The organism is Marinobacter sp. NFXS11, from assembly GCF_040148675.1.
Classification (GTDB): Bacteria; Pseudomonadota; Gammaproteobacteria; order Pseudomonadales; family Oleiphilaceae; genus Marinobacter.
The window spans coordinates 455485-469654 of record NZ_JAGDDV010000002.1 but is presented as its reverse complement, the minus strand read 5'-3'; the positions used below and the strand labels follow the sequence as shown (position 1 = coordinate 469654).

The window sequence follows — 14170 nt, the reverse complement described above, 5'->3', positions numbered from 1 at the left end:
GGCATTCATGGATGAACAACAGGCCTCGGGCCTGAAACTGACCGTCACCAATCCGACCGTTGCCGGCGGTGGGGCAACCATCGAGCACTGTTTCAGCGTTCGCGGCGGCTCTATCGGGACAGCCGCCAGTGATACCTGGCGGTTATCGGCCCAGCGAACGGGTGCGGTTCCCGGCCACGCGGAGATCCGTTTTCTGGACGGCGGCTTCTGCCTGATTGATCGCAGTGGCCGGACCTACATCAATAGCGCAAGTCAGCCCGTAGGCCGGGGCCGTCGGGCACGACTGAACCATGGTGATACCGTCAGTATTGGTCGCTACCAACTTCGTGCGGAGCTGGCCGAGGGTGTTGGCGAACCGTTGCTTGAGAGCGGTGAAGCAGAGCAGGCCGGGCAACTGGTTGATGTGGATGAAGGGCTGCTGGTGCGAGCCGAGGACCCTACCAGCCAGACCGAGAACCCGGAGCCCCTGCAGAATTTTCCCCAGGTAGCCGGGGAGGCAGTCAGTGATGACCCATTGGCGCTCTGGAACGGGCAGCCGGACGAACAGAAGTCGGATACTGACGCGCTAATGGCCAGCGAGACCTCCTGGCGCGCCGGTGAAAGGCAGGTTTCGGATGAGTACCGTGAAAACCGCGACGTAGCGATGGGCCTACCCGTTCGCAAAGGAGAGAAAGACAGGATGTCTGAGATTGCAAAGACCGCTGATCGCCGGGAGGCTTCAGATCAGAGCAGCAAACACATCAGTGGTGCCCCTCTGCTGCGGGGTATGGAAGCCGGGCTGGACTTTGCTGACAGTGACGAGATGCGTCTGTTCCTGGAGGAAGCGGGGCAGACCCTGAAGGCCACCATGGAGGGGCTGCTGGCCTTGCACCAGGGAGAAGACAGCCGGCATCAGGCGCTGAGAACCCGTCTGCAACCCATCGAAGACAATCCACTGCGGCTGGGGGAAGGTTATGAGGACACGGTGCAGACCCTGTTCGCCAGCCACCGCAGCCCGGTTCACCTGTCGGCGCCGGCGGCGGTGCGGGAGAGTCTGCAGAGCCTGAATCACCACCAGCAGGCAACCCGTGAGGCCATCAGCGAGGCACTGGAGGCCATCCTGCATGCCTTTTCGCCCGAGGCCTTGTTGCGTCGTTTCCATGGTTATCGTCGGGGACTGCGCCAGAACGAGGACGAGGGACGCTGGGCCTGGGATATGTACCAGCATTATTACCAAGAGTTGAAATCCAGTCGTCAGCAGGGGTTCGAGCGTCTGTTTCAGGAAGTGTTCGAACAGGCTTACGACCAGAACCTGCGCCAACTACAGAGGGAGAACCCGTTGTGAAGACCTGCAAATGGAGTTTGCTGGCCATCGTATTCGTGCTTGCCGGATGCAGCACACCCTATAACGCGGTCACCAAAACCGCAAAAGTGCTTTGGGACCCGGATATCCCGGTGGGATACCCGGAGGATCTGCCTAGCCGGGTAGGTCTGACCATGGTGGCCGAACCGGATGTAAACCCGAATGAATCCCTGGCACCCACGCCCATTGCGTTCCAGATCATCGAAATGCGCGACAGCTCGTTATTGATGGCGGGGGATTTCGACCAGTTGCTGAGTGATCTTGAGTCATCGCTGGGCCAGAACTATGTGGACCACAGCGATTACTCCCTGCTGCCGGGCCAGTTCAAGTTCATCGAACCCTTCGAGATTGGCGAGGACACCCGATTTATCGGCGTGATCGCCTTTTACGCCTACCCCAACCTGTCCCAGTGGAAGAAGGTGGTGAAGGTGGATCCAATCGGCGGCCGTTACAACCTGCTGGTGAACCTGCGGGAGCGGGAAGTTCAACTCAAGCATTCGGATGACACCTGATGGCGGTAACCAATCGAGTCGTCTGGAGTGATGGCCTGTTTATCAAGCCCCAACACTTCCAGCAACAGCAGCGATATCTGGAACACCAGATCAATGAACGGGCGTTCGCGATCTCCGATTATCTGTATGGCTTCAGCGACCTGGAACTGAATGCAGAGTACCTGAGTTTCGGCCGGGTTGGCCTGGTGCGGGCATCGGGGTTGTTCCCGGATGGCACCCGCTTCAGTCTTCCCCAGGACGACGTGATGCCTGAACCGATGGAAATCACCGATGCCTCAGTGGCCAATCAGGTCGTCTACCTGGCGTTGCCGCTGGGCAGTGAAAGCCTGGCGGAAGTGGAATGGCCGGACGCCCCCGTGGCCGGCCGGTTCCGTGCCGACTCCCGGGAAATCCGGGACCTGCATTCGATTGACGGCGATGCCCACGCCATTGATGTGGGCCGCGTGGCGCCCCGCCTGATGCTGGAGAGGGAAGATCGCAGCGCCTATGCGGCCGTGGCTATCGGCCGGATTCTTGAAAAGCGCCCGGACGGAAGCCTGGTGATGGATCCGAACTTCCTCCCCACCATGCTGAGTGTGCGAGCCGCACCCAGGCTGCAGCGATTTGTCGGTGAAATGGCGGGACTGATGCGGGAACGGGCGCGCAATATTGCCGAGCGTGTCGGTGCCCCTGGGCAGGGCGGCGTTGCCGACGTGGCGGATTTCATGTTGCTGCAGATGCTGAATCGGGCCCATCCCAGGTTCATGCATCTGGCCCGCCTTCGCCAGTTGCATCCTGAACGGCTGTTCGAAGCCCTGCTTGAACTTTGTGGCGAGCTGGTGACCTTCACCGATGAAGGACGCTTGCCGAGGGAGTACCCGGCCTATGACCACGATCTCCCGGAGGATTGTTTTACCCCGCTCATGCAGGTTCTGCGGCAGTCCCTGAGCACGGTTCTGGAACCGAGGGCCCTGGCTATCCAGCTCCAGCAGCGCCAGTACGGCCTGACCGTGGCCCCGCTTCAGGATGCCCAGTTGGTCCGGGATGCGGAATTCATTCTTGCGGTCAAAGCCGACATGCCACTGGACGACCTGCGCAAGCAGTTCACCCAGCAGTGCAAGGTGGCCTCGGTGGAAAAGATCCGGGATCTCATCAGCCTCCAGCTACCGGGGATTCCGCTCGCCGCGCTACCGGTTGCACCCCGGCAGTTGCCGTATCACGCCGGCTTCGTGTACTTCCGCCTGGATGACCAGAGCCAGGCCTGGCAAATGCTCGACAACGCCAGCGGCTTCGCGTTCCACGTGGCCGGCAGTTTCCCGGGCATGGAAATGCAGTTCTGGGCAATCAGGAGCTAAATCATGGCAGATGCACAGGTAATGGACTTACCCAATGGCAGCAGGAATTCCGGCAGCAGTGCGTTCAGTGATCTGATTTTTGCCGACAGCCGGGGAGCAGATGAGGGCAACAGGGACGGCCAGGTCGACGAGCATTTCCAGCTTAGAGGGTTGGAACATAACCGCCTGACCGATGCCGCCACACCATTGCTTGGCCTGGTGATCAGGATACGCAGGCTGGCAGACTATCGCGCGGTGGAAACCCTCTATCAGCAGGTGGTGGATGAGATTGCAGCCATTGACCGGGAACTGGTGGAGCAGGGTTATGACCGGCCGGTCGTCGTGGCTTATCGGTACGTGCTCTGCGCCTTCATAGACGAAGCCGTGCTTGGAACCGACTGGGGCGCCCATAGCGTCTGGTCACAGCACTCCCTGCTGTCCCGCTTCCACAACGAGACCTGGGGTGGGGAGAAAGTTTTTGCCATTCTTGCCCGGATGGAGCAGGAACCGGCCCGCTACCGCGACATGCTGTCGTTCATCTACCTGTGTCTCTGTCTGGGTTTCGAAGGGCGGTACAAGGTTATGGAAAACGGCCGGGATGAATACGACAAGATTTTCCGTGGCCTGCACGAGCAACTTAAAGCGTTGCTGGAGGAGCAGGAACCGGCGCCTCTTGCGGATGCCCGGGCGAATGTAAGGCCAACCCGGAACCGGTTGCGCAGCGGCATGCCCGTCTGGGGCATTGCTGGTCTGTTTGTGGCGGCCATGGCCGGCATCTACTCCCTGTATAACATCGCACTGAACGAGCGCATCACGGACGTATTGCGCGTACTCGACCAACTACCGAAATAAGGACATCAACGTGATTCGGGTAGAACTGCCGGCGCTGATCGGGCGCCTCAACGACATGTCACGCCAGGCCCTGGAAGCTTCCGCGGCGCTGTGCATCAGCCGCCAGGGCGCGGAAATCACGCCGGCCCATCTGCTGTTCAAACTGCTGGAAGCGCCGTTTTCGGATGTGCGCCAGATTCTGGAACACACGGGCATTGATCATCAGCAACTGCAACCGCTGGTGGGCGACAGCCTGAACGGCGAGGCGCAAAGCGCTGAGCCGTATCCATCGTTTTCGCCGCTGCTGGTGGAACTGATGCAGGATGCCTGGCTGCTGGCTTCCACCGAACTGGGTCATACCGAACTGCGCTCCGGCGCCGTGTTCCTGGCCCTGCTGATGAACGCCGACCGCTACCTGATGCCCCGCGTGGCCCTGGCGCTGGTAGACATCAACCGTGAGCAGTTGCGCAAGCAGTTTGACAGGCTCACCGACGGCTCCGCGGAGCGGCCGGAACTGAACGAGCAGGAAGCCGGAGTACCGTTGGCACGCGCAGATCTGGACCCGCTCAAACGCTACGCAACTGACTTCACCAGACTGGCCCGGGAAGAGAAACTGGACCCCGTAGTGTGCCGCGACGCCGAGATCGACCAGATGATCGACATCCTCTGCCGCCGCCGCAAGAACAACCCTATTGTGGTGGGCGATGCCGGTGTGGGCAAAAGCGCCGTGGTGGAGGGCCTGGCCTTGCGCATCGTCAACGGCGACGTGCCGGACCGCCTGAAAAACGTCGAACTCTGGACCCTGGACATGGGCGCTTTGCAGGCCGGCGCCTCGGTGAAAGGCGAATTTGAAAAGCGCCTGAAAGGCGTGATCGAGGCCGTCAAAGGCTCCGCCACCCCGATCATCCTGTTCATCGACGAAGCCCACACCCTGATCGGTGCCGGCAACAGCGAGGGCGGCTCAGACGCCGCCAACTTGCTGAAACCGGCCCTGGCCCGGGGCGAGCTTCGCACCATCGCCGCGACCACCTGGCGCGAGTACAAGAAATACTTCGAAAAAGACCCGGCCCTGAGCCGCCGGTTCCAGCCAGTGGCCCTGGACGAGCCCACACCGGGCGAAGCCGTTCACATCCTCCGTGGCCTGCGCACCGTCTACGAAAAGGCCCATCAGGTACTGATCGCCGACAGTGCCCTGAAAGCCGCCTCGGAGATGTCTGCCCGTTACCTGGCCGGCCGACAGCTGCCGGACAAAGCCATCGATGTACTGGACACCGCTTGTGCTAGGGTCAGCCTCAACCTGAGCACACCGCCCCGGCGCCTGAGCCACGTCCGCAGTAAACTGCATCAGCTGGCCATGGAACAGGACCTGCTGAGCAGAGAACGCACGCTGGGGCAGAGCGTGGATGCCGAACTGGAACAGGAGCTTGAACAGCGCATTGTCGGGATCACTGCCGAATCTGAAACCCTGGAACAACGCTGGCACGACCAGCGCGACCTGGTGGTCCGACTGGTGGAGATCCGTGAACAGTTGCTCACCGGCGAATCGCAGGCAGAAGCGGCTTCCTCTGAATTGACTGATGGGGATATTGAAGAACGCCCGGACCTGAAAAGCGAAGCCGCCGCCATCGAACAGGAACTTGCCGAACTCCAGGCTGACGAACCACTGGTGCACGCCCGCGTTGATGCCAGACAGGTGGCCGAAGTCATTGCCGACTGGACTGGTATTCCGGTCAATCGCATGACCACCGACGAACTGGAAAAAATCACCCATTTGCCGGCGTATCTGCAGGAGCATATCAAAGGCCAGGACACCGCCATCGACTGCCTGCACCAACACCTGCTTACCGCCCGTGCTGACCTGCGCCGGCCCGGCCGCCCCATGGGCGCCTTCCTGCTGGTGGGTCCCAGCGGCGTTGGCAAAACCGAAACAGTGGTACAGCTGGCCGAACTGCTCTACGGCGGCCGCCAGTTCCTCACCACCATCAATATGTCCGAATACCAGGAAAAACACACCGTTTCCCGCCTGATCGGTTCACCTCCGGGGTATGTTGGCTTCGGCGAAGGCGGCATCCTTACCGAAGCCATCCGCCAGAAACCATACTCCGTGGTCTTGCTCGACGAAGTCGAAAAAGCCCATCCGGAAGTCCTCAACCTGTTCTACCAGGCGTTCGACAAAGGCGAACTGGCTGACGGCGAAGGCCGCCTGATCGACTGCAAAAACGTCGTCTTCTTCCTCACCTCTAACCTCGGCTACCAGACCATCATCAACCACGCCGAGTCCCCGGCCAGCCTGGACGAAGCCCTTTACCCGGAACTGGCCGGGTTCTTCAAACCGGCCTTGCTGGCAAGAATGGAAGTGGTGCCTTATCTACCTCTGGGCGAGGAAACCCTCAACCGCATCGTCGGCGACAAACTCCAGCGCCTGGCGGACCAGATCAAGGCCCGTTACCACACCGAAGTGGAACTGCAGGACGGCCTGATCGATGCCATCCGCAGCCGTGCGACAAGAAGCGAAAACGGCGCAAGGATGCTTGAGTCGATCATAGAGGGTGAGCTTTTGCCGCCGGTTTCATTGGCCTTGCTGGAGAAACTGGCTGCGCGGGAGCCGGTTACGAAGGTCACGTTGGGTGTTGAAGACGCCAGATTCACAGGAATGGTGGTTTAGGATCACTCTAAAGTAGCGCAGCGTGGGGTTATGCTTTCCAAAACCCTGCGGAGCCATGGATGGCGGAGCGGAGCCTACAGGGATGTATTCACGGCGTGTTTTGGAAAGCATAACCCCACGGTGTGCGGTCGACGAACACAAAAGCATAAAAATCTTAGGGAAGAGAACCATGGGACGGATGCAGATGGAACTGCACACCGGCATCGACCTGACGGTGGCCCTGATCCAGCAGGACAACCTGCCGGATCTGCTGAAAACCGCCACAACACAGCTGGAAAACGCCTTCGGCCTGACCCGCTGCTGGGCACTCGAACTCGACCTCAGTGGCCGGACCCTCCACTGCAGCGACCTCGCTGAACAGGGCGAATTCGACTGCGGCGACTTCAGCCACCCCTTTGCCCACGTGCTTCAAACCGGCAAAGCCCGGGAACTTACCCGTGCCGCCAGCTATCGACTGGACCACGCCGGCTTCCAGGCCCTGTTCGAGGCCAGTGACCGGCCGTGTTCCCTGTGGCTCGAGCCCCTCGCCGGTAATGATGGCCGAACCCTCGGCATCCTGGTCCTCTGTCGGGACGAACCCGACTGGGACGGCATTACCGGCCAGCCTCTGTACTGTGGCCTACGGCAACTGCTGGTTCATCAATGGATTACCCGGCTTCAGAGCCGCGATCAGGTCTGGCAACGCCGCCTGCTCAAGCGTTCACTGGATCATTTGCATGACGCCGAAACCGTTCGCACCCGGTGCGAACAACTGGCCCAAACCCTTGTCGGCAACTCCCGGGCGATGACCAGCCTCCGGGCCCAGATTGTCCGGGCCGCCGGCAGCCAGCTTTCCGTTTTGGTGCAGGGTGAAACCGGCTGTGGCAAGGATGTGGTCGCCCGCGGTATCCATGAACTGTCTGACCGGTCCGAAGGCCCGATGGTGGTGGTCAACTGTGCCGCCATTCCGGATACCCTTCTGGAAAGCGAACTGTTCGGGCATACCAGAGGTGCTTTTTCCGGTGCCGATCGGGACAAGCAGGGGCTTCTGGCACAGGCCAACGGCGGCACCCTGTTTCTGGATGAAATCGGCGATATGCCCATGGCCCTGCAGTCGAAACTGCTCCGGGTGTTGGAAAGTCGTCAGTTCCGCCCGTTGGGGGCCCGCGAGGAACAGCATTCGGATTTTCGGCTGGTAGCGGCCACCCACCAGCCGCTGCAGGCAGGTATCGAAGACGGCAGCTTCCGGCGGGACCTGTTTTACCGCCTGAGCCAGTTTCCGCTGCGGGTGACGCCCTTGCGGGAGCGGCCCGACGACCTCGAAGCTCTTTGCCGTCACTTTATCCGACTATATACCGAGCGTGAGGGCAGTGGACCCATGGGCATTTCCAGCCACGCTCTGCACCTGCTGACCGGATACGACTTCCCGGGCAATGTCCGTGAGCTGCGAAACATCATTGAGCTGGCCTGCCTGCAGACTCCGGGCGGTGATGATATCCAGCCGGAAGTTCTGAGAATTAATGACCTGTTTGAAGAGTCTGATGGCTGGACCAATGCACCCTGGGATGCCAGAGAAAGAAATCCCGTTGATCTACCCGCAGTGGAAGAGATCCGGGATCTTAAAGCCGCGGCACAGGCCTTTGAAGCGGCAATTATTCGTGAGCGATTGCGCCAGTATGGTGGCAACCGGGCCCAGGCGGCAGAAAGCCTCGGCCTGCCAAAGCGGACCCTTGCCCACAAGTGCCTCAAGTACCAGGTGACAGAGTCATGAGTCCCCGAAAAGTGCGATTAACCGCAGGTGTTGCAGCGGCACTGGCGCTGGTTTCACTGGTCTCCAGTGCCTGCGCTGACCCGCTTGAAGATGCCCGGAACTGTACCAGTGAGTCCCGGCGACTTGAACGGCTGGCCTGCTTTGACGAGGTTTTTGGTACCCCCCTGGCGCCATCGGGCGAGGAACTTGCGGCCCCGGATGCCCAACGATCCGAGCGGTGGCGACAGGCCTACGCCAGCCTTGATGCAGAAAATGCCGGTGCCGGCGCGCTTTACCGGAATACCGGGCGAGCAGCTGGCCAACTGGTGACGATTCCGGCTTTGGGGGTTCAACCTCCCAGACCTTTGCTGGCCCTTCAGTGCCACAACAACATCACTGAACTCACTCTGATGCTGCCTGAAGCAATGGATGAGGAGCGGGTTCAACTGGGGTTTGGCCGGGGACAAACCGTCTGGCGGGTGAGGGACAACGGTTTCGTACTTAGTGGCGGCCGGGGGCTGCCCGCCATTCGTACCGTGAAAGCCATGATCTACGGCACAGAGGCGCGCATTGACTCGCCCAACAGCCGGATTGACGGCCTGCTGTTTGATCTCTCGGGATACCGCCGGGCAATCGAACCGCTTCGCGAGACCTGTGGCTGGTAAACGCCGGCTGAACACAGTGATTCAGGACAGCAACATGCAGATCATTGAGCAACATCCCTACGTTGAACAGGTTGTCTCACCATTGCCCCGCGATGCGGGTGTGGGCGAGGCACTCGGAGACGATGCAACGCTCGAGTTTCTGGAAAACGAGATCATGAAGGTGGGCTCTCTGGCCCATACCGATATCGATTGGAGCAAGGTTGAAAGCGATGCCCTGACGATTCTCTCGGACCGCAGCAAGGATTTGAAAGTGCTCGGCTTTTTGCTGATCGCTCTGCAACGCGGCGGCGACGGAGAAAGGTTTGCCTTGTCCCTGTACCTGCTGCACCAGGTTCTGGACGAATGGTGGGAGCAGGCCTGGCCGTATCCCGGGGACCAAGGCAAGCGAGCCCGCAAGATGATGTTCACCCAGATGCTCCAGCGCGCCATCAAGGGTGTAGATGCCCTGGCGTTTGATGGCAGTGTTGGCGACGGTCGGGAGTTCTGCCTTGAACTTCTGGCCAACTTGATGGACCAGGCTACGGGCCGGGAATTGCCGGAGGAGTCACTGCAGGATCTCAAACGGGCCATTGAAAATCTGCCCCGGGTTAACGACGCCACAGCAGCCCCCGAACCCCGTCCGTCGGCAGGACCGGTCAGCCAGGATTCGGGAACGGAAACGCCAGAGCAGAAACCCGCATCGTCGAAGCCTTCCCTGGGGGCACTCACCCTGGACCCGGGCGATGAGCGAGCAACCCGGCAGAGTCTTCTGAAAGTCGCGGACATGCTCACCGAATTGGGGCCGGACCAGCCTCTGGGGTACCAGATTCGCCGTTACGCCATCTGGCAGAACATCACCACGGTGCCGCCGACACGGGATGGAAAGCGTACCGATCTTGCCGCCGTGAGTGCGGATCGTGTGGCTGACTATCGGGAAGCCCTGGAAAAATCCGCGGACTTGGCGCTGTGGCAGAAAATCGAGCAGAGCCTGTCGGTCAGTCCGTTCTGGCTGGACGGCCATTGGCTAAGTGCCCGGGTAGCTGCAGCCCTGGGCCACCACGCCTGCGCAGAGGCAATCCGTGTGTCTGCAAAGGAGTTTGTTGAGCGCCTTGCCCAGTTGCCTGAGCTCACCTTCAACGACGGCACCCCGTTCCTCTCCCGGGAGGCGGAAGAGTGGCTCTGGTCCGCGCCGGCTACCGGTGGTTCCGCCGGCAACGCCAACGCCTGGGAGCAGGCATACGATCAGGCCCGGGACATGATTGCACAAAAGGGGCTGGCTGCCGGGATGCAACTTCTGGAGGACGGGCTGGCGGAAGCAAGGGAGCCAAGAGACTGCTTTTACTGGCGCCTTGCCAGCGCCCGATTAATGAAAGACGCGGGCCTGAAATCACTGGCCACGCAGCAGATTCAGGATCTGCAAACGCAGGTTCGCGGGCTGGCTCTCGAGGACTGGGAGCCCGCCCTGATCAGGCAGCTTGAAAAGCTGGGCTGATCCCCGGAACACATCAAGGAATCACTGCAGGAATGGACACCATGTGGAGAAAAGCTTTACTCATCGGTCGCTGGCTTCTGCCATACCTCAAAAACGCTGCCCCGGTCACCCTGGCACTGGGCGTTATTGCCTTGCTGGTGGCCACCTGGTGGCTGGGGCCACGCTGGGAGCTGAATGGTGAGTTTCCATTGGCGGCCTGGCAGATGCGGGCCCTCGTAACCCTGGGCGTTGTCCTTGTGGTCGCGATGGTGTGGGGCATGGTGCTGGCGCGCCGCCTGCGCAAGGTGAATGTCAAACAGGCCGAAGTGCAGAAGGAACAGGAAGATCCGATTCTGCCCATGGAGCGCAAGCAACAGCGCCTCCTGGATCGCCAGCTGACGGCCCTGAAAAGCAACCTCCCCGGCCGCAAAGGCATTTACCGGCTGCCCTGGTACCTGGTGATGGGCCTTGAGGATGCTGGCAAGTCCAGCCTGATTCAACGCTCCGGGCAGACCTACACGCTCACCAACGTAACCCGCAACAATCGGGTGGATCGCAATGCTTTCGGTTTTGACTGGTGGATCGGCGATGAAGGCGTGCTTATCGATCCGGATGGTGAACTGCTGAGCCAGGGGCAGGGTGAGGGCGCTGGCGCTGAGATTCAGCAGCGTCTTTGGAATCATTTCATTGCCTGGCTTGAGCGAAATCGCCCGCAACGCCCCCTCAATGGTGTGGTGTTGGCCATCGATCTGGCCAGTCTCAGCGTGGCCGACCCCGGCCAGAGGCGGGACCGTGCAATCCTGTTGCGCACGCGCCTGCGGGAACTGATGGAGCAAATCGGCTCCCGCCTGCCCGTGTATGTCACCTTCACCAAGATGGACCTGCTCTACGGTTTTGGTCCGCTCGTGCGCACCCTGAGCAAGCAGGAGAAGGAACAGGCCCTTGGCTTCACCTTCAGCCTCGAAGGCCAGATGGATAACGACGATTGGCTGCACCAGTTCGCGGACCGATACACCGCCATGGTTGAGCGGCTTACCGATCGCTTGCCGGATGTTCTGGCCAATACCCGGGACGCCGAGGAGCGGGCAGCGGCCTATTCCTTTACCCGCCAGCTTGCCGGCCTGAAGCCTGTTCTGGAGCATTTCCTGACCGATTTGCTGTCTGCGGATGTGTTCTCGACACCTGCGATGGTTCGCGGCACCTACTTCACCTCGGTGTTGCAGGAGGGCGTGCCGGAGGATGCCTTTGTCTCAGCAGCCGCCGCCAACTATCAGATTGCCGCGCCCATTCAGCCTGCTCAACGGACAGGGCGGTCCGCTGCCCTGTTTACCCGGGCAATGTTCCCCGAGATCATCTATCCGGAGGCTGGCCTGGCCGGTGATAACCGACGGGTGATTCAGTCCCGGCAACGGCGGCTGGCCGTGGCCGCCGTGGTGGCCATTTGTGCCGGTGCGGGTATGACCGCCGGCTGGCAGCATTTCTTTATCAAGAATGCAGAGGCCGCGACCGCCGTGGAAACCCGTGTTCAGGAGTTCATCGACAACTGGCAGCCGGTGGGCTTTGAGCCGGACAACACCGGCCGGAACTTGCTCGGCCCGCTGGATGAACTTCGTGAGGCGACCCTGGCCTTTGGCGATCATCGCCGGGACTGGCCGTTGTTCAGTGATATGGGCCTGTACCGAGGCCACGAGGTGGGGCCGGAAGTGGAGGAATCCTACCTGGATATGCTGGCCTACCAGTATTTGCCAGCCCTGATGTTCGGTGTGATGACCGAGATGGGCCGGGCGCCGGATAATAGCACTGAGCGCCTGGAGCATCTGCGGGTGTTGCGCATGCTGTATGACGCCAGTGGTCGTCGGGACGATATTGTGACCCGCTACATGCAGAACTATTGGCAACAGGCGTTCCCCGGTCAGAGTGACCTGCAGCAGCGGCTTCTGGGTCATCTGGACTATGCCATGGCGCATACCGATCTGGCACAGCTCACTCGCCAGGGAGATACGGTTGCCGATATGACCCTGGCGCCGTTTCGTAGCAGTGTGCAGTGGGCACAACATGAGCTCGGTCGGATTGCCACGCCAGACCGGGTCTATCAGGATCTGGAAAATGAAGCAGAACAGGAATTCCGGGCACCGTTGGAACTGGCCCGGGCATCCGGGCCGGCATTCAGCACGGTGTTCACTCGGGTGGATGGGTATGGCGAGCCATCCCACTCTGGGTCAGCGGTCGAGGAAGACCCATTGACTATCCCCGCGTTGCTGACCCGAGAGGGGCTTGAGAAGTGGTTCCTGCGCAAGTCCGGCTCGGTAACGGAGCTGGCCCTGGTAGACGCCTGGGTGTTGGGCCGCCGGGACAACGTCGATTTTAGCAAGGCGGATGAAGCCAGGCTGCTGGCCAGTTTGCAGACCCTCTATGCTGAGCACTACGCGGAGGCCTGGCGTACTGCCTTGAGCCGCATCAATATTCAGCGGTTTGAGGACCTGAACCACGGCGTACGCATTCTCGAGAGTCTGACCAGCGGCCACGAGCCCCTGGCAAGCCTGCTCGGGCAGGTTCGCCATAACACGCGTCTTGTTCCTTCGGCAGAAGGGGAGAATGCCGCAGCCCGGGAGCTTCTGGAGCAGTCACCCCATTTCCGCATGCTGCAGGATATTGAACGCCAGTTTGCGGAGCTCAACCAGCTGACCCGGAAAAATGACGATCAGCCAACCGGGCTCGAACAGGTCATGATGGTAGTTGGGGAACTTCATGAGTACATGCGCAACATTCAGGAAGCGCCAGACAAGGGCAAGGCTGCCCTGGCCGCTGCCCGGGCCCGCATGGGCCTGCAGGGAGCCGACCCGATCTTCACTCTTCAACGCATGGCCAATAACCAGCCGGAGCCCCTGAACCGGCTTCTGAACCGGTTGGCCACGGAAAGCTGGCGAGTGGTTCTGGACCAGGCGGTGGCGCAGCTCGAGCGTGAGTGGTATCGCGAGGTGTATCAGCCTTTTCAGCAGAATCTGGCCCGCCACTATCCGTTCAATCCGGACTCCGGGCGGGATGTTGCACTGCAGGACTTTGAACGATTCTTTGCCCCCGGCGGCGTATTGGACGCCTTTTATCAGGACAACCTGAAACTGTTCCTCGAGGATCACCCGGAACAGGTGGGCGATGCCCGACGTGCCGGCCTGGTGCGCGGTGCGGTCCTGACTTCCCTCGAGAATGCCGACCGAATCCGCAGGGCCTACTTTACCCGGGGTGGTTCCCTGGATGTGGAGTTCGCGCTGGAACCGCTCAACCTCTCAGCCAACAAGCGTCGTAGTGTGGTGAATGTCGACGGCCAGCTGGTGGAATTCAGCCATGGCCCGCGCCAGAGTATTCCGCTGGTCTGGCCCAATACCCTGAGGGACTCGGTTGAGAGCCGTATTACCCTGGTGCCGGTCCAGGTGAACCGTTCTCCCCGAAGCCTCTCGGAAAGCGGCCCTTGGGCTCTGTTCCGACTGCTCGATAAAGCCGATATTACCGGTGTGAGCAGCAGCGCGGTGGATGTCCGGTTCCGGGTTGACGACGGGGAGATGCGTTATCGCCTCCACGCGGCCAGCAATACCAACCCGTTCACACAGCAACTATTGGCGGGGTACCGCATACCCCGCAGCTTGTATTAAACTCTCCCACTAAACC

Annotated in this window: 9 protein-coding genes; all 9 read left to right on the top strand. The window is 60.8% G+C overall.

The features are described from left to right. Nucleotides 1-7: 7 nt before the first annotated feature. Complete coding sequence (gene tagH / locus J3362_RS11200; protein WP_349519771.1) at nt 8-1324, top strand: type VI secretion system-associated FHA domain protein TagH; 1317 nt, start codon at nt 8-10, stop codon at nt 1322-1324. Further along, entirely contained in the window at nt 1321-1854 is a 534-nt protein-coding gene (tssJ, locus tag J3362_RS11195; RefSeq protein ID WP_349519769.1) for a type VI secretion system lipoprotein TssJ, read from the top strand. The genes tagH and tssJ overlap by 4 nt, the downstream gene beginning before the upstream one ends. Continuing rightward, entirely contained in the window at nt 1854-3188 is a 1335-nt protein-coding gene (gene tssK, locus J3362_RS11190) for a type VI secretion system baseplate subunit TssK (RefSeq protein WP_349519767.1), read from the top strand. Before tssJ ends, tssK begins: the two co-directional genes overlap by 1 nt. A gap of 3 nt (nt 3189-3191) precedes the next feature. After that, nucleotides 3192-4019, top strand: a complete 828-nt coding sequence (icmH, locus tag J3362_RS11185; protein ID WP_349519766.1) for a type IVB secretion system protein IcmH/DotU — start codon at nt 3192-3194, stop codon at nt 4017-4019. Nucleotides 4020-4029: 10 nt separating this feature from the next. Further along, nucleotides 4030-6663 carry a type VI secretion system ATPase TssH gene (tssH, locus tag J3362_RS11180; protein WP_349519764.1) on the top strand — a complete coding sequence of 878 codons (2634 nt, stop codon included), beginning with the start codon at nt 4030-4032 and terminating at the stop codon, nt 6661-6663. A 178-nt stretch (nt 6664-6841) separates the two neighbouring features. After that, nucleotides 6842-8413, top strand: coding sequence for a sigma-54 interaction domain-containing protein (locus J3362_RS11175; protein ID WP_349520930.1), 1572 nt, complete (start codon nt 6842-6844; stop codon nt 8411-8413). Then, complete coding sequence (gene vasI / locus J3362_RS11170; protein WP_349519762.1) at nt 8410-9057, top strand: type VI secretion system-associated protein VasI; 648 nt, start codon at nt 8410-8412, stop codon at nt 9055-9057. The genes J3362_RS11175 and vasI overlap by 4 nt, the downstream gene beginning before the upstream one ends. A gap of 34 nt (nt 9058-9091) precedes the next feature. Continuing rightward, nucleotides 9092-10528 (top strand): type VI secretion system protein TssA, encoded by a 1437-nt coding sequence (tssA, locus tag J3362_RS11165; RefSeq protein ID WP_349519761.1) that lies wholly within the window; start codon nt 9092-9094, stop codon nt 10526-10528. 32 nt (nt 10529-10560) lie between these two features. Continuing rightward, a complete protein-coding gene (gene tssM / locus J3362_RS11160; protein WP_349519759.1) occupies nt 10561-14154 on the top strand; it encodes a type VI secretion system membrane subunit TssM in 3594 nt (1197 codons plus the stop codon). Nucleotides 14155-14170 lie beyond the last annotated feature (16 nt).

Bases quoted from the DNA above. Each gene is read 5' to 3' on its own strand.
- tagH (WP_349519771.1), top strand. From the start codon at position 8: ATGGATGAACAACAGGCCTCGGGCCTGAAACTGACCGTCACCAATCCG.
- tssK (WP_349519767.1), top strand. From the start codon at position 1,854: ATGGCGGTAACCAATCGAGTCGTCTGGAGTGATGGCCTGTTTATCAAG.
- icmH (WP_349519766.1), top strand. From the start codon at position 3,192: ATGGCAGATGCACAGGTAATGGACTTACCCAATGGCAGCAGGAATTCC.
- J3362_RS11175 (WP_349520930.1), top strand. From the start codon at position 6,842: ATGCAGATGGAACTGCACACCGGCATCGACCTGACGGTGGCCCTGATC.
- vasI (WP_349519762.1), top strand. From the start codon at position 8,410: ATGAGTCCCCGAAAAGTGCGATTAACCGCAGGTGTTGCAGCGGCACTG.
- tssA (WP_349519761.1), top strand. From the start codon at position 9,092: ATGCAGATCATTGAGCAACATCCCTACGTTGAACAGGTTGTCTCACCA.
- tssM (WP_349519759.1), top strand. From the start codon at position 10,561: ATGGACACCATGTGGAGAAAAGCTTTACTCATCGGTCGCTGGCTTCTG.